The 15,669-nt window shown below is 44.9% G+C and carries 16 protein-coding genes; 9 read left to right on the top strand and 7 right to left on the bottom strand.

Annotated elements, in window-relative coordinates; translation table 11 throughout:
• Window positions 1-9 precede the first annotated feature (9 nt).
• Window positions 10-594, top strand: coding sequence for a pyroglutamyl-peptidase I (pcp, locus tag AC9UH7_RS03170; RefSeq protein ID WP_509594955.1), 585 nt, complete (start codon window positions 10-12; stop codon window positions 592-594).
• Here the strand turns inward: pcp and AC9UH7_RS03165 are convergent.
• Both AC9UH7_RS03165 and AC9UH7_RS03160 read right to left on the bottom strand, forming a co-directional pair.
• Window positions 591-1,829 carry a Glu/Leu/Phe/Val family dehydrogenase gene (locus AC9UH7_RS03165; RefSeq protein ID WP_509594952.1) on the bottom strand — a complete coding sequence of 413 codons (1,239 nt, stop codon included), beginning with the start codon at window positions 1,827-1,829 and terminating at the stop codon, window positions 591-593. The genes pcp and AC9UH7_RS03165 overlap by 4 nt on opposite strands.
• An 18-nt stretch (window positions 1,830-1,847) precedes the next feature.
• Window positions 1,848-3,242 carry an aspartate aminotransferase family protein gene (locus AC9UH7_RS03160; RefSeq protein ID WP_509594949.1) on the bottom strand — a complete coding sequence of 465 codons (1,395 nt, stop codon included), beginning with the start codon at window positions 3,240-3,242 and terminating at the stop codon, window positions 1,848-1,850.
• 140 nt (window positions 3,243-3,382) lie between these two features.
• Between AC9UH7_RS03160 and AC9UH7_RS03155 the strand changes: the two genes are divergently transcribed.
• On the top strand, window positions 3,383-3,970 hold the full coding sequence (locus AC9UH7_RS03155; RefSeq protein WP_509594946.1) for a D-alanyl-D-alanine carboxypeptidase family protein: 588 nt from the start codon (window positions 3,383-3,385) through the stop codon (window positions 3,968-3,970).
• On the opposite strand, the gene AC9UH7_RS03150 is transcribed toward AC9UH7_RS03155, so the two are convergent.
• Genes AC9UH7_RS03150 through AC9UH7_RS03140 form a run of 3 tightly spaced genes read right to left on the bottom strand, consistent with a single transcriptional unit; the run spans window position 3,967 to window position 6,511 of the window.
• On the bottom strand, window positions 3,967-4,734 hold the full coding sequence (locus tag AC9UH7_RS03150; protein WP_509594968.1) for an ABC transporter permease: 768 nt from the start codon (window positions 4,732-4,734) through the stop codon (window positions 3,967-3,969). The genes AC9UH7_RS03155 and AC9UH7_RS03150 overlap by 4 nt on opposite strands.
• A gap of 41 nt (window positions 4,735-4,775) precedes the next feature.
• On the bottom strand, window positions 4,776-5,588 hold the full coding sequence (locus AC9UH7_RS03145) for an ABC transporter permease (RefSeq protein ID WP_509594942.1): 813 nt from the start codon (window positions 5,586-5,588) through the stop codon (window positions 4,776-4,778).
• Window positions 5,585-6,511 carry an ABC transporter ATP-binding protein gene (locus AC9UH7_RS03140; protein WP_509594939.1) on the bottom strand — a complete coding sequence of 309 codons (927 nt, stop codon included), beginning with the start codon at window positions 6,509-6,511 and terminating at the stop codon, window positions 5,585-5,587. Before AC9UH7_RS03140 ends, AC9UH7_RS03145 begins: the two co-directional genes overlap by 4 nt.
• A 32-nt stretch (window positions 6,512-6,543) precedes the next feature.
• Here AC9UH7_RS03140 and AC9UH7_RS03135 point away from each other — a divergent pair, with 32 nt between their 5' ends.
• Genes AC9UH7_RS03135 through AC9UH7_RS03120 form a run of 4 tightly spaced genes read left to right on the top strand, consistent with a single transcriptional unit; the run spans window position 6,544 to window position 10,305 of the window.
• On the top strand, window positions 6,544-7,980 hold the full coding sequence (locus tag AC9UH7_RS03135; RefSeq protein ID WP_509594937.1) for a GuaB1 family IMP dehydrogenase-related protein: 1,437 nt from the start codon (window positions 6,544-6,546) through the stop codon (window positions 7,978-7,980).
• 5 nt (window positions 7,981-7,985) lie between these two features.
• Window positions 7,986-9,401 (top strand): glycosyltransferase, encoded by a 1,416-nt coding sequence (locus AC9UH7_RS03130; RefSeq protein WP_509594934.1) that lies wholly within the window; start codon window positions 7,986-7,988, stop codon window positions 9,399-9,401.
• A complete protein-coding gene (locus AC9UH7_RS03125; protein WP_509594931.1) occupies window positions 9,398-9,718 on the top strand; it encodes a PGPGW domain-containing protein in 321 nt (106 codons plus the stop codon). Before AC9UH7_RS03130 ends, AC9UH7_RS03125 begins: the two co-directional genes overlap by 4 nt.
• Before the next feature lie 20 nt (window positions 9,719-9,738).
• Entirely contained in the window at window positions 9,739-10,305 is a 567-nt protein-coding gene (locus AC9UH7_RS03120) for a nitroreductase family protein (protein WP_509594930.1), read from the top strand.
• Here the strand turns inward: AC9UH7_RS03120 and AC9UH7_RS03115 are convergent.
• Together AC9UH7_RS03115 and AC9UH7_RS03110 are read right to left on the bottom strand one after the other, a co-directional pair.
• Window positions 10,302-11,096 (bottom strand): tryptophan 2,3-dioxygenase, encoded by a 795-nt coding sequence (locus tag AC9UH7_RS03115; protein ID WP_509594927.1) that lies wholly within the window; start codon window positions 11,094-11,096, stop codon window positions 10,302-10,304. The two genes, AC9UH7_RS03120 and AC9UH7_RS03115, sit on opposite strands and share 4 nt — an antisense overlap.
• Window positions 11,093-12,367: a kynureninase gene (locus tag AC9UH7_RS03110; RefSeq protein WP_509594924.1), complete on the bottom strand. Its 1,275-nt coding sequence runs from the start codon at window positions 12,365-12,367 to the stop codon at window positions 11,093-11,095. Before AC9UH7_RS03110 ends, AC9UH7_RS03115 begins: the two co-directional genes overlap by 4 nt.
• A gap of 24 nt (window positions 12,368-12,391) precedes the next feature.
• On the opposite strand from AC9UH7_RS03110, the gene AC9UH7_RS03105 reads away from it, so the two are divergent.
• Genes AC9UH7_RS03105 through AC9UH7_RS03095 form a run of 3 tightly spaced genes read left to right on the top strand, consistent with a single transcriptional unit; the run spans window position 12,392 to window position 15,647 of the window.
• Entirely contained in the window at window positions 12,392-14,161 is a 1,770-nt protein-coding gene (locus AC9UH7_RS03105; RefSeq protein WP_509594922.1) for an ABC-F family ATP-binding cassette domain-containing protein, read from the top strand.
• Between the two features lie 14 nt (window positions 14,162-14,175).
• Window positions 14,176-14,706, top strand: a complete 531-nt coding sequence (locus AC9UH7_RS03100; protein WP_509594919.1) for a TIGR00645 family protein — start codon at window positions 14,176-14,178, stop codon at window positions 14,704-14,706.
• Window positions 14,706-15,647 carry a DMT family transporter gene (locus AC9UH7_RS03095; protein ID WP_509594917.1) on the top strand — a complete coding sequence of 314 codons (942 nt, stop codon included), beginning with the start codon at window positions 14,706-14,708 and terminating at the stop codon, window positions 15,645-15,647. Before AC9UH7_RS03100 ends, AC9UH7_RS03095 begins: the two co-directional genes overlap by 1 nt.
• Window positions 15,648-15,669: the final 22 nt, after the last annotated feature.

The raw sequence follows: 15,669 nt of genomic DNA, 5'->3' as shown, positions 1-15,669 counted from the left end.
ACTTAGGGCATGAGAAAAGTGTTACTCACTGGTTTTGAGCCATTTGGTAACGCAACCTCAAACCCATCAGGTGAGATTGTTAGGCAGATAAGTGGTGACAACATTGTTACCGCGATCTTGCCTGTGGCATATGCGCAATCTGCCGAGCGATTATTGTCATTAATTGAAGAACATAAACCAGATGTCGTTATTTGCTTAGGTCAAGCCGAGGGTCGAACAGCGATAACACCTGAGCGCATCGCAATTAATCTTGATGATGCACGTCTTGCAGATAATCAAGGTGTTTTAAGAAATGATGTGAAGATCCTTGAAGATGGCCCAGACGCCTACTTTTCAACGCTTCCAGTAAATGACATTGTTGCGGCGATTAAAGCGCAGGGGATACCAGCTGCTGTTTCACTCAGTGCGGGTGCCTTTTTGTGTAATCATGTTTTCTATGTTGCACAGAATAAGTTTGCTGGAAGTGATGTTCGTAGCGGGTTTGTGCATGTTCCTTTAATGGATTCGCAAGCAGCAGAGTTTCCAGGGTTACCAACAATGCCGTTAGATCAAATGGTTTTGGCTGTTCGCGCCATGATCGATGTCGTGGCTTAAGGGTATAAACCGCGCAGTTTGTGAGCCTCGGCAACACGGCCCACACCGATCATATGAGCGGCTTCGCGCCATGAAACCTTTTTAGTTGTTGCAGTGTTTTCAACCTCTTTGAATGATCTCATCATGATTTCATTCAGGTTTGATTTAACTTCTTCAGCCGACCAGAAGTAGTTCTGCTTATCTTGGACCCACTCGAAGTAAGAAACAATCACACCACCTGAATTTGCGAGAATGTCAGGAACGGTCAAGATTCCTTTATCAATAAGGATTCTGTCGCCGGCCGGAGTGGTTGGGGCATTTGCACCCTCAACAACAATTTTCGCCTTAATGCCCAGTGCAGTTTTTTCCGTGATTGCATCAGAAAGAGCTGCAGGGATCAAGACATCAACTTCTAGATGAAGTAGCTCATCTTGTGTCATTGCATCTGTGCCTGGCATATTCAGATTGCCATGGTCTGTGAAAAACTTCCATAATTCTGCGACGCTACTAAATCCTGTAACTGCTCCATTTACATCACTGACTGCGACTACTTTCAAGCCAAGATTTTCAAGACCGATAGCGGTCCAGTAGCCAACTTTTCCAAAACCTTGCACCGCAACGGTTGCGCCCAAGGGATTTATGCCTCGCGCTTTTAGCGCTTCGATAGTAGAGATAACAACGCCATCACCAGTTGCAGAGGTGCGCCCCAATGAACCTCCAAGCACAATTGGCTTGCCCGTAACAACACCAGGAACTGAGTAGCCCGCATTCACTGAATATGTATCCATCATCCATGCCATGTTGCGTTCATCAGTTCCAACATCTGGTGCTGGAATGTCTCGTTCAGGTCCAATGATTGGAAGAATTTCAGAGGTGTATCGTCTTGTTAATCGCTCGTTTTCTCTCTCTGAAAGATCTTTTGGATCTATAGCGATTCCACCTTTAGCACCGCCGTATGGAAGATTTGTGAGCGCGCATTTCCAAGTCATCAACATAGCTAGGGCAACTGTTTCATCCATATCTATAGATGGGTGAAAGCGAACACCACCCTTTGATGGCCCACGAGTTGTTGAGTATTGGACTCTAAAACCTTTATACATTTCAACGTCGCCATTATCGCGACGCAAAGGAACTGCGACTTCAAGAATTCGCCGCGGCGTTGAAAGGGTCTGCCAATCATTTTCTGAAAGGCCGAGAAGATCAACAGCACGCTGCAGTTGTTCTCTAGCGGTATCGAGTGCTGACTCCATTGTCATTTTTGTCTTTCCACTAAGTTATGCGCGAAGAGCCTTTGCAAATTCGCGGAAATCTTCGACAAGTAAGTCAATCTCTGTTTGGCCATGTGCCAATGAGATCAACCATTGTTCATCTAGTCCTGGAGGAGTGATGATTCCGCGGTTTAGCGCGAACAACCAATGTGCTTCAGCAATACCAAAGTCTGTTGCTTTGTAGTCACGATAGTTGCGCACTGGTGTCGTAGACCAAGTAACACAGCCCTTTACGCCAAACCCAACTGTATGTGCAGGCAACTGATACTCATCAATGATTTCGCTGATGCGATCTAGTGCTTGCTGATTAAGGGTTTCAGCAGCAGCAAGTGCTTCATCTGTGCAAAGGCGATCAATTGCGCGAACACCAGCCATTGCAAGGGGATTACCGTTGAATGTTCCAAAGTGCGCCATTTTGCCGTTTGTAACAAAATCCATGTACTTCTTCTTGCCACCAAAAGCGGCTAACGGAACTCCGCCACCGATTGATTTTGCAAGAGTGATGAGATCTGGCTCTACACCAAGTCGAACAGATGCACCGTGAGCACCAGCTGTTAGACCAGTTTTCACTTCATCAAAGATTAGAACAACGTTGTATTCATCGCACAACTCGCGCACGCGCTCTAGATAACCAGCATCTGGCAAAACAATTGCAAGGTTTTCTAGAACTGGCTCAACGATGTAGCAGGCAATCTTAGAAGCGTTCTTCTCAAACATTGCTTCAAGTGCAGGAACATTGTTGTAAGGGACAACATAAATGTCACCTGGAACTAAGTTGGAATCCATCACCGGTGTTGGTTCTTCAGGATCACCAGCCTTGTCTAGGGGCGGTTTGGCTGAAACAACAAAAGGATCGTAGCTACCGTGGTAACCACCTTCAACCTTAAGAATTCCCATTTTATCCGTCGCAGAACGTGCAACACGAACTGCATACATTGTTGATTCAGTTCCGCTATTAGTAAAGCGAACTTGATCAATCTTGAATCGCTTACAAATCATTTCAGCGGCATCAGTTGAAGTTGGTGATGGTGTAACAAAGAGCATTCCTGTTTTTAAAGAAGTTTGAATCTCTTCAATAACAGTTGGGTTGAGGTGTCCTGCAAACATCGCACCAAAGCCCATAGATAGATCTAGGAGCTGGCGGCCATCGACATCGGTCATATATGCGCCCTTGGCAGAGACAATTGAGATTGGGTATGGATCCCAGTGCTGGAAGCTAGATGTAACACCTAATGGCAGGGCTTTAAATGAACGGCGGCTTTCTTCAGCGCTCTTCCCAGTATTTTTAGTAAATAGTTCCCATTCTTGCTTGAGAATAGCTTCAACCCGCTTCGGGTCTACTGGAACTGATGTTGTAGGGACGAATCTAAATGTTTGCTTGTGGTTACTCTGTGTCAGCATTTGTAAAACTTGTACGGCAAAGGTTTCAGCTTTTGAAACTCGTTTGAGAAGTACTCTCCCGGTTCGTTTTTAGTTAATTTCTTAACTAGCCGTAATTCTCTCACTCTTTATTTAAAAAGCAACCCCGCTAGACTCAGGGCATGGGTAAAAGTCGGGCGTTTCTTGCCTTTTTAATGGCTTTTTTGGCAATAAATGGGGTTTCTCACGCATCCTTCACAATTCCTTTAAGTTGTGCGGATAAAAAAAGTTACACAATTCGTGTTTCTAACGTTGTTAAAGGCTGTGAAAAAACAGAGTATTCATTAGGGGCAGGTGCCATACCGCGTTCAATGACTCGCCCAAACACTATTGATAAACAAGTCATATACCGATTCAAAGCAGCGCAAGCGGCTGCAAAAAAAGAAGGGCAAGCGATATTTATTGCTTCAGGGTATAGAAGTCTGGCCTATCAAAAAAGTTTATTTACAAAAGCTATAAAAAAGTATGGATCCGAAGCAGAAGCTAGTAAGTGGGTCGCGCCGCCACTTGTTTCTCATCATCCATGGGGAATTGCGATAGATGTGAATTACCCAGACGAACCAGTTGGTGCTGGGTGGCTAGAAGTGAATGGCTCAAAGTTTGGCCTTTGTCGTGTTTACGAAAACGAGTGGTGGCATTTTGAACCAGTAATCGCTCCTGGCTGGAAGTGCCCACCATTAGTTAAGGATGCAACTTTTACTATTGATTAACGAAGGAACAGTGCACGCAATCTGCGAGAAGTAACATAAAGTCCAAGTGCGATCATCACAAGAAAGTATCCGATATGGACGAGCACGCCTGAAGTGAGATTTCCAAACCAAAATGCTCTTACCATTTCGATTGCATGCCAGAGTGGCAAAGCCATGATGATCTTTTCTAGCCAATCTGGGTAGACAGAGATTGGATATAGAGAGCCCGAGAACAATGTCATCGGCAAGAGAATGATGTTAATGAAACCCATTTGTTGGTAGGTCTTAAAGTAAGAGGTCACAGCCATTCCAAATGAAGCAAAGCCAAATGCCACTAATGATGCCGCCGGAATTGCCAGGATCGCCCAGAAGCTAGGCGTAAGGCCTAGTGCGGTAACGACTGTTAGGAAGCCAAGTGAGTACACCAGGCCGCGAATCAGCGCCCAGCTAATCTCGCCGAGTGCGATATCTAGTGGCCCCAAAGGCGTGGAGAGCATGGTCTTATAGAGTTTGGACTCATTGAGTTTCCAAAAGACATTCCAGGTTGAATCATAAATTGCACCATTCATGGCGCTATTTGCTAGTAAACCAGGTGCGATAAACAAGGTGTAATCAATTGTTGTACTTCCAGTTGTTACATCTCCAACAAGAGTTCCCATGCCATAACCAAATGCCAACAAGAAAAGAACTGGCTCAACAAAACCTGTAACAACAGGGACCCAGTTTGATGATCTAAATGCTAACCAACCTCTTTCAAGTAACACCTGAGGACGGCCGGCATACATGGCACTGGACTTGTTCTTCTCTGCAATCTCAACAGCAGCACTCACTTTGCCAACCTCCGTTCAAATTGGCGCATTGAAAGGAATAGACCAATGATGACCAAGACAGATAAAAATGTAATGTGAACTGTCATCATCAGCGTGCTGACTCCGTAATCGAAAGCCGCTTCACGTCCAAGCTCTGTGGCATGCCATAACGGAGAAACCCAACCGATGGGCTGTAGATAAATTGGCATTGAAGATAAAGGAAAGAATGTTCCGGAAAATAAAAACATGGGCATGATTACTAAACGACCCAGAATATTGAAAAATTGATCATGATTTTCAATTATTGCGGCAGCAAACAAAATAACGGCGCCGAAAGCTCCACCACCCAGAACCGCTATGGGGATAAGCAAAACACTTGGACCAAAATCCACCACATCGAATGCTAGAAGCAAGATGTAATAAATCGAAACACTAGCTATTGCGCGGCAAAGTGCAGAGAGATAAACACCTAATGCAATTTGGCGCCCTGTAATGGGAGTTGCGTTTTGAGCAAAGAAGAGTTTGCGCCATTTAAAGCCTTCAATAGTTGGGAATACTGTTTCATCCATAACGGCTGTAATTGCCGAGTTAGCCAGGAGAGCAGGTGCAATAAAAGCAATGTATTTAATGCCGCTTGTGCCGCTTGTTCCCGAACCTTGTTCCACCAGCACGCCGATTCCTACACCCACTGCAATTAAGTAAAAAAGGGGGTTTCCGATGTCTACGGCCGCAATAATCGACTTCCATTTAGCCATAGATCGCAATCGCGCTGCAGCTATATAGAAAGCTCCAAAACGTTGAATCTGGACAACATCAATACCTGTGTTCATTCAATCAAAGTTCTTCCAGTTAAACGCAAGAACACATCTTCAAGTGAGCTTCGGCGGACTAAAGAAGTAGTTGGGTGCATCTTGGCAGCAGCAATTTGTTCTAGAAGTTTTTCACCGTCTTCGGTGTACATCAATATGCGGTCCGGCAAAATTTCCATACGTTCGCACATTTTTGCTAACTGTGGAGCGACTTCCTTATTGCGATCGCTACCAAAGCGAACCTCAAGAACTTCCTTGCTTGAATACTCTTTGATCAGCCCTTGAGGTGAACCTTCAGCCATGATGGCGCCCTTGTCCATCACAACAAGTCGATCACATAACTGTTCTGCTTCATCCATAAAGTGTGTTGTTAAAACTAGGGTCACACCCTGTTCCTTTAAACGGAACAAGCGATCCCACAATATGTGTCGTGCTTGTGGATCTAGACCAGTGGTTGGTTCATCCAAGAGCAAAATATCTGGTTCGCTAACAAGTCCGCGGGCAATCGTTAAGCGGCGTTTCATTCCACCGCTGAGTGCTTCAACTTTTACATCACGCTTTTCTTCAAGCTGTGCGAACTCTAGAAGTTCTTCGATCTTGCCCTTGATAAACTTTTTGGAAAGACCAAAGTAGCGACCATAGATATACAAGTTCTCGCTAACTGTTAGTTCGCCGTCTAAGTTATCTTGCTGCGGCACAACACCTAAATGCGCACGAACAAGAGGACCGAATTTTTCAGGATCTTTATCCAAGATCTCAACGGTGCCTGATGTGCGGGTAGAGGTTGCGGCCAAGATGCGCATAGTTGTTGATTTACCTGCGCCATTGGGACCAAGTAATCCGAAGGACTCACCCTTGGCGACATCGAAATCAATGCCGTCTACAGCGGTGAAATCCCCGAAAACCTTGGTCAAGCCACGTACAGAAATGAGTGGTTTAGACATTCTTCTATTCTACCTGAGTATTGTTAGCCCACGTGCGATTCATAAACGAACCTACTCACGACCTCACCTATGACGATGTTTTCATGGTGCCTAGTAGGTCTGAACTTTCTTCCAGAATGGATGTTGATCTTTCTTCCATAGATGGCACTGGGACAACAATCCCGCTCGTTGTTGCAAACATGACAGCTATTGCCGGACGTCGCATGGCCGAAACAATGGCTCGCCGAGGTGGTTTAACTGTTATTCCGCAAGATATTCCGCACGCTGTAGTTGATTCAGTCATCAAATGGGTGAAAGAACGTCACCCCTTCTTTGATACACCAATTACTTTGTCACCCCAATCAACAGTTGCTGATGCGGTTAGCTTGTTACATAAGAGAGCGCATGGCGCGGTAGTAGTTGTTGAAGATGGCAAACCAGTGGGAATAATTACTGAAGACGATTGCAAGAGCGTTGATCGTTTTACACAACTCCATCAAGTCATGAGCAAAGATTTAATAACCATGCCTGATTCACTTGACGCGAGAGAAGCATTTGATTTTCTAAACCAGCATCGTCACAAACTGGCACCTGTTGTTGCGAGCAATGGAGATTTAGTCGGAATCATGACAAGACTTGGTGCATTGCGTGGAACTTTGTATTCACCTGCATTAGATGCACAGGGCAAGTTACGGATTGCGGCCGCTGTGGGAATTAATGGCGATGTTGCAGCAAAGGCTGCAGCACTAATCGCATCTGGGGCAAATGTTTTGGTTGTAGACACAGCGCACGGGCATCAGAAAAAGATGTTGGAAGCATTAACAGCTATTCGTACTGTAAATCCAACAATTCCAATTGTTGCCGGCAATGTGGTTACAGCCCAAGGAACACATGATTTAGTTCAAGCAGGTGCAAACATTATTAAGGTTGGTGTTGGGCCAGGTGCTATGTGTACAACACGGATGCAAACAGGCGTAGGACGCCCACAATTTTCAGCGGTCCTTGAATGCGCAACAGAGGCTAAAAAGCTTGGTGCACACGTTTGGGCCGACGGGGGCGTCCGTCATCCTCGCGATGTCGCGCTCGCACTAGCTGCTGGCGCATCACAGGTAATGATTGGTTCCTGGTTTGCGGGAACATATGAGTCTCCTGGAGATCTTCAAAGTGATGCAAATGGTCGACTCTTCAAAGAATCTTTTGGAATGGCATCTGCTCGGGCAGTCGCAGCTAGAACCTCACAGGAAGATGCCTTTGATCGCGCTCGCAAAGCTTTGTTTGAAGAAGGAATTTCAACATCCCGAATGTATTTAAACCCTGCACGTCCTGGGGTTGAAGATCTACTGGATGAAATTATTGCTGGAGTTCGTTCTTCATTTACTTATGCAGGTGCAAAGAACATTGAAGAGTTTGCTGAGAAAGCAACGGTTGGTGTTCAATCATCAGCAGGCTACGCTGAGGGACGACCACTACATTCTTCTTGGAGTAATTAATACACATGGAAAAACCAACGATTATCCTTGCAACAAGCAATGGTGTTGGAATGGGACACCTTGCACGTGCAAGCGCCGTCGCTCTTGCCCTTAAAGAGGTAGCAAATCCAATTATTGTTTCCATGGCAGGTGGTATCGCAGAAGTGCCGGCATTTATGGGAATACGTTGCGAATACATCCCAGGCAGAGATCGTATGTGGATGAGCCGCGAAAAATGGGATATGTATTTGCGGGATCGTTTATTAGCTTTAGTAGAAGAAACAAATGCAAAAGTATTGTCATTTGATGGCGTTGTTCCCTATCCAGGAGTGATTGCGGCAAAGAATGCCAAGCCAGAATTAAAGTTGGTATGGGTTCGACGTGGATTGTGGCAGAAGAAACCGCAGCGCTTTATTTTAGGTTTGCAATCAAAGATGATGGATAAAATCATTGAACCAGGAGATATTGCACGGGCTTATGATTTTGGACCAACAGCAAAACGTAAAGACTCTTTTTTAACCGCACCAGTTTCACTATTTCGCAAAGAAGATGCGATGTCACGCGATGATGCCCGCCGGGCACTTGGTTTAGATCTAAACCGCCCGACAGCGCTGGTTCAACTGGGTACCGGTGATAGTGATGTGAATGAAAAAATGACGGCCGCGCTAGCTGGATTACTCGGCTGGAAAGATCTACAAGTCATCTTGACTAAAGCACCAGTTGATAAAGATGGAAATTCACTTGCACCAGAAGGTCTAGATCTAAAGGTTGTGCGCTACTTCCCGCTCGCCAAGGTGTTACATGCCTTCGATGCAGGTATTTGTGCAACGGGATATAACGGTGTTCATGAACTATTGCCCGCACAAGTTCCAACAGTTTTTGTTTCAAATATCCGTGGAACAGATGATCAAGAAGCTCGTGCGAAGTGGTGCAATGATTTTGGATATGCTCTTCGCGCAGATCAAGCAGATCTTTCTGACATAACAGAAAAAGTTAAGATGCTTCAGGATCCAGCTATCCGCAAACGCCTTTCTGAGAAATGTGCAGAGTTACCCAATACAACTGGTGGGCAAGAGATTGCGGCAATGTTGTGTGAACTTGCTCTTACACAGACTCCAGTGCGAGCTAAGAACTTTACCTTCGCACGCCTCATGGCCCAGGACCACATCAATCGCGGTCTGCGTCATGTGGCAAATCTTGGCTTACGCAGAGTTGCATTGGTATATCGATACATCAATCCACATCGCAAGGTGCAGGAAATCGATAAGACACCTCCTATTTTTGGTGAGCACAAGACTGCGGCAGAACTGCACCCACTAATTAAGTCATCAACTAGGTATGAACATATGATTGAAGGCGCTTCGGCCAGTTACCGAAAGCGTCGCGAAGAGATAGCATTTACTGCCTACGGAATAGAAATGGCTGAGAAGAAAACACAATGAACTTTCGCTCATGGATTAAGAAGACCCAAGCAGGTCGAATAGTCTGGCGTGTAATTATTGGAGTAATTGGCGGTGGAATTACCGTTGCTGGTGCGGTGGCATTGATTGGCCCAGGTCCCGGAATTCTTATCCTTTTGGCTGGCTTAGGTATTTTGGCAACTGAGTTTGCATGGGCAGGCCGAATCATGATGCGCACCAAGGAAATTGCAGCTAGAACTGCTGAGCGAACTGGCATGAAGCCATGGGTTAAGTATTTTTTGATTTCTGGTGGTGCAGTGGTGTCAATCATTGCGATTTTCATTTATCTCAGTCGGTAGTTCACGGGTAGGCTTTCGGGATGACTAGAGCAGACACTTCCGTAGAAATTAATAATCTAATTGCTGAGCGAAGAAGCCCACGATCACTAGATGCAACAGCAATTATCGAAGATCAAGATTTGATCGGATTACTTGAAGCGGCACGCTGGGCACCATCTTCGAATAACCTCCAACCTTGGCGGTTTATTGCAGGCAAGAGGGATGATTCAAATTTCAACGCTCTTCTAGAATGCTTAGTGCCATTTAATCAAAGTTGGTCAAAGCGAGCCTCTGCAATTATTGCAATCGGTGGGGTTGCTACTAATGAAGATGGCTCAGCCAATTCATCTTTTATGTATGACTGTGGTTTAGCTGCTGCTCAATTAACCATCGAGGCCCAACATCGCGGACTTGTTGTCCATCAAATGGGCGGATTTGATCGCGAAAAAGCTGCCCCATTATTTGGTAGCTCAGTACCGATCGTAATCATGGCCATTGGCAAGCAAGCACCTGCGGAACAACTTGAAGGTCCTGCATATGATCGTGAGATTGCACCACGCACTCGAAAAGATCTTTCAGAGATCGTTATTAAGGGCTTACCTAGTTAAAAACTAGAACGGATCTCCCATAGATCTGGAAACGTTGGATTAAACAAAGTACTAGCTAAATAAGCGGTTCCACTTGATCCTCCAGTGCCCATCTTGTGCCCAATAGTTCTTTCAACCATTTTCACGTGACGATAACGCCATTCCTGCAAGCCTTCATCAATATCTACCAAACGTTCGCACACCATTGCTGATTCTGGATCATTACGGTGCACTTCGAGTAGAACTTCTTGCACAGAAGTGTTTGCGACATAAGCGATTGATTTATCGCGATCTAAAACATCTTTCGGAATGCCATGGCCACGCTTTGAAATATAGACAAGGGCTGAATCCCACACACTGTTGCGCGCCGTGATTTCCTTAATCTGATCTTGAATATCTACCGGTAAATGTCCAGCCATCTTGCTGTCACGGCGACCTAACAACGCTTCAACCATTCTGAACTGTGCAGACTGAAAGCCACTAGATGATGAAAGGTATGAACGGAATGCATTGAATTGCAGAGGCGTCATAGTTTCCAAAATATCGATTTGTGTGACACAAACTTTAAGAATCGTTCTGATGCGTCCCAAAATGGCTAATGAGTAATGGGAATCGCCAGATTCCATAGCAACTTGTGCTTCTTTGAACTCATGAATTAATTGCTTGAACCACAATTCATATGTTTGGTGGATGATGATAAAAAGCATCTCATCATGTTCTGGGCCTGTAGATAGGGGGCGTTGTAGTTTAAGAAGTTCATCTACAGCTAAATATGAAGTGTATGTAAGTGCCGAATCAAAGTTTTCACTCATGTGACGCGAGACCCACCTTCTACCGCTTCTTTATAGCGGCCAGATGCCACTAAATCCCGCATTCTTTCTAAGCCATCCCAGATTTCAACATATGAAGTTGGAAGGGGAGAAATAGCTAATCGGATTGAATTAGGTGTTCTGTAGTCAGGAATAACATTTGCAATTGTGCGCATTGCAACACATATTTGTGCTGCATCAGGATGAACAAGTGAAATGTGACCACCACGCTCTTTAGGATCACGTGAGGTGTTTAACTCAATTCCAAGGGGTGCTAACCATTCATCATATAATTCGATCATCATTTGTGTTCCAACTGCTGCCTTATGGGCAATTGCATCAATTCCAGCTTCTTTAATCATTGAAAAAGCGGTCTTCACGCAACGGATCCCCATTAAAGATGGACTAGCAATCTGGAAACCACGAATTGTTTGGGAACGCTCAAACACTGGTCCCATTTCAAATTGTGCATCTTGTGCAAACCAACCTTGGATAGGAACTTGCAACTCTCTTTGAACTCTTTTCGAAACATAGAGCCAAGCCGGTGCACCGGGGCCAGAGTTTCCATATTTATATGTGCACCCAACACACAGGTCAACACCGTTTGCATCCAGGTTTAATTCAATTGCGCCGACCGCGTGGCTTGCATCCCAGACAACTAAAGCACCGATTGCGCGGACTTGATCTGTAATGGATTTCAAATCTGTGCGAGCACCTGAGCGATATTGAATAACTTCAAGAGTTACTAGGGCAACATCACTATTGAGATAAGGGGAAAGAACTTCGGTTGTGATTCGTTCATGGTGTGCGACAGCAGGGTCTTCGTTATCGATGATGACAAGGTTTAACCCAAATTGTTTGGCTATTCCATCAAGAATGTATCGATCTGTTGGGAAGTTAGCAGCATCAGTAATTATTGTTTTTCGCCCAGGACGTGCATGAATTGCCGCAAGACATAGTTGATAGAAATTTACTGAAGTTGTGTCACAGACCAATACCTGGCCTGGCGCAGCGCCTAGAGCGGCTTCACCTAATAAATCTCCTGTTGGCTGAGCCTCATCAACCCAGTGGCTCCATCCTGTTACGACTTCTGGACCCCATTCTTTGGTCATGAAATCATTGATGGCAGTAACTGTTGCCTTGGGTAAGCGACCTAATGAATTACCGTCGAGGTAACACATTTCTGGGTCGGAAATGACAAATTGTGATTTGAAATGGGCCAAAGGATCATTTTTATCTAGCTGTAGCGCGTATTCGCGGTCAGTTACCTTCATAAGGGAAAGGTACGCTCTCCTACCGTGGCGCGCAATGTTGTTAACATCGAAGATGTCTCTAAAGCCTTTGATATCAAAGAGCTCTTAGTAGGCGTCTCACTTGGCGTGTCAGAAGGCGATCGCATTGGAATTGTTGGGCGAAACGGTTCAGGCAAAAGCACATTAATGAAGGTGATGGCGGGAATCGAACCACCTGATTCGGGTCGTGTAACTAAATCAAACTCTGCAAAAATTGGATTGTTATCTCAAGTTGATTTGGCAGATCCTGAAAGCACGGTTGGCGAAGTAGTTTTAGGTGATGCTGAAAAACATGAATGGGCAAGTGATCCAAATATTCGAGAAGTTTTTACAGGATTGTTTGGCAGCTTTGATGATCACATCTTTGATCGTAAGTTTGGACAGTTATCAGGCGGAGAACGTAGACGAGTGGGTTTAGCAAAACTACTGATTAATGAACTTGATTTAATTTTGCTCGATGAGCCAACTAATCATTTAGATGTTGAAGGAGTTGCCTGGCTTGCTTCCTACATCAACAATCGAAAAGGTCTAGCAGTAGTTGTGGTAACTCACGATCGTTGGTTTTTGGATGCCGTAACTGAGCGCACCTGGGAAGTTGTTGAAGGAAAAGTCGAAGAGTACGACGGCGGGTATAGCGCATTTGTATTGTCTAAAGCCGAACGTTCGCGCCAAGCATCTGTTATGGATCAGCGACGCAATATGTTGATCAAGAAAGAACTAGCCTGGCTTCGCCGCGGCGCACCTGCAAGAACATCAAAACCAAAGTTTCGTATTGATGCTGCAAATGTTTTGATTGCTGGTGAACCAGAACCACGTGATCAAGGAGAACTCCTAAAGTTTGCACTCAATCGTTTAGGCAAGACTGTTTATGAGGCGCACCATATCCAAGTAAAGCTTGGGGACAACGAGCTCATAGATGACCTGTATTGGAACATTGGTCCTGGAGATCGAATTGGAATTGTTGGTGTTAATGGTGCTGGTAAGACAACACTGATGCGCACTTTAACTGGAGAGATCCAACCTACAGCTGGAAAACTAGTAACAGGCGTTACTGTTAAGGCAGCATTCTTAACACAGCACTTAGATGAGCTAGACCCAACCTGGCGAGTGCTAGAAGCGGTTGAAAAAATTGCTAACCGTGTTGAGTTAGGTGGCGGCCGAGAACTTTCTGCTTCACAACTATGCGAGCGGCTTGGTTTTGATCGAGAATCTCAATGGACGCCGGTTGGTGACTTATCAGGCGGTGAAAAACGCCGTTTACAACTAACACGTTTACTAATGGATAGCCCCAATGTTTTATTGCTCGATGAGCCAACAAATGATTTTGATATTGAAACCCTGACCGAGCTTGAGGATCTACTAGATAGCTATGGCGGTACCTTGATTGTTATCTCCCACGATAGGTATTTCTTAGAACGCGTCTGTGATCGATTTGTTGGGTTACTTGGTGACAAAAAGGTGCGAGATCTACCTCGTGGAGTCGATGAATATCTTGAACAACGTTTAGAGGCATTGAACTCCGTTTCAACTGTTGTGAAAGAGAAGAAGAGTTCAAATGCTGCAGAACAGCGACAATTAAAGAAGGATCTCACTCGTCTTGAGCGGCAGATAGAAAAGTGCGCAACAGCTACTGCGGCATTAATCGCGGAGCAGGAAAGTGCTGCATTTAATGCTGAGCGGTTGGTCGCAATTGCTTCAGAGCTTGAAGTTTTAGGCATGGAAGCCACGAAACTAGAGGAGGAATGGCTCCAAGTGACCCTTTCGCTAGAGGGTTAAGTTAAAATTTGGCTATGAGTCAAATTTCGCATGTTGTTGAAGTAATCCTTTTTCGCTCCCGTTTCTTGCTAGCACCTTTGTATTTAGGTCTAGTTGGAACCCTGTTTCTATTGACCTACCGATTCATAGTTGAATTCATCCACATGTTTGAAAAAGTTGGCGAATCAAGTGCTCAGACTTTTACTTTAGATTTGCTCGCCTTGCTTGACCTAACTCTTCTAGCTAACTTGATCTTGATGGTGATTTTTGCCGGCTATGAGAACTTTGTTTCACGAATCGATGTAGCAACAGAATCGAAGGACCGTCCACACTGGATGGGAACAATTGATTTCAGTGGTTTGAAAATCAAACTTATCGGTTCTCTAGTCGCGATTTCAGTTATTGAATTGTTGAAGGATTTCATCAATCTAGCCGGAAAAGAAGAAGTTGGAGAAGGAACAATCTGGAGAATCCTTATTCACCTAACATTTGTTGTTTCAGGCGTTCTCTTTGCTCTCATGGATTGGATCGCAGATAAGCGAGAGTTCCACGGCACGCATAAATAATGCGTTTAGATTTTTTAGCTGCACTTTCTGGTGTTCTGATCGCGCTTCAGGCGCGTGCCAACGGAGAGCTTTCACACCGTTTAGATAACGGACTTCAAGCAGCGCTCGTTTCATTTAGTTCAGGTTTACTCATAATCCTCATCATTACGCCCTTCTCCCCACACATTAAAGAGGGAATTAGAAACTTAAGGGCGGCAATAACCCATAAAGAGATAGCTCGGTGGAAGCTATTTGCTGGTGCACTTGGTGGAAGTTTTGTTGCTATCCAGACCCAGATCGTTCCGCTCATTGGTGTTGCAATCTATTCGGTGGCCTCGATTGCTGGACAAACTGCAATGTCATTAGTTGTTGATCGCATTGGTCTAACTGGTGGTGGGAAGAAACTGATCTCACCCCGCCGCGTCTTGGCGGCGGTAATAACCGTTATTGCCGTTCTGGTTTCTGTCTGGGATCGAATTGATGCAGCCAATCTTTCAATGATTGCAGTTACTGCTGGATGTATTGCAGGAGCTGTAGTTGGCGTGCAAAGAGCATTAAATGGCCAAATTAATGAACACTCACACCAGAGTTTTACAACTTCCCTACTTAACTTCATTACCGGAACTACATTTTTGGTAATCCTCATCCTTATTGGTGTTGTACTCGGGCAGAATGATTTGTCGCCACTACCTGCAGGCCCATGGTGGATTTACACAGGTGGAGTAATTGGAGTTATCTATATTGCTTTTACATCAACAATTGTTCAACACCTAGGAGTATTAACTTTCACCTTGTTTAGCGTTGGTGGTCAACTAGCAGGATCATTGATTATTGATCTAGTGTCACCTACTGATGGCGTAAGTGTTAGCGCATACTTAATTACAGGTCTTGCAATGACTTATGTAGGCGTTATCGCCGGTGGCGTAGGTAACTTACGAGTGAAGAAACCACAGAGGCTGTAATAAAGAAAGCCGCAATCGCATA

Source organism: Candidatus Planktophila sp., assembly GCF_044348745.1.
Lineage (GTDB): Bacteria > Actinomycetota > Actinomycetes > Nanopelagicales > Nanopelagicaceae > Planktophila.
Note: the sequence above shows the minus strand (reverse complement) of the source record. Positions and strands in the feature narration are given on the sequence as shown.